1 pseudogene is annotated in these 461 nt (G+C 47.1%); it reads left to right on the forward strand.

The window, feature by feature from the left end:
• Positions 1-195: 195 nt before the first annotated feature.
• A pseudogene (locus tag ACTHUR_RS20310) lies at positions 196-461 on the forward strand (TonB-dependent siderophore receptor); the annotation flags it as partial.

Consider the following 461-nt stretch of genomic DNA (forward strand, 5'->3'; position numbering starts at 1 on the left):
GTATTGGAAAAGATGTAAATTATTTGATTCTTTTTTGACTGTTCAATATACTCCGACCGCTTTATTTCATCTTATTACGAAAAATTGATAGAAGTTCTCATTTTACAACACAAAAAAAGCCATTTACTGCCGATTTGCGTAAGGAGGCTTTGAGCTCCGCCGCCATTCGGAATGGCTAAATAACTAGGAGACACCATGCCATTATCTAAATTTCGTCCGGCGCGTTTGCCGGTTGCCGTTGCTGCGGCACTTTTATCCGCCTATTCCTTCGGGGCAGGGGATGGGGTTGAGCAGGTTGATTTGCCTACCGTCCAAGTAAAGGGCATCGGCAAACAGACGACCTCCAATTACACCATTCCCGCTTCTTCCGCTGCTACGGGCATCCGCCTGACCCAGCGCGAAACGCCGCAGTCTTTGTCCGTCGTTACCGAAAAACAAATGGACGACCAAGGTTTGGATAC

Source organism: Neisseria sp. P0021.S007 (assembly GCF_051956855.1).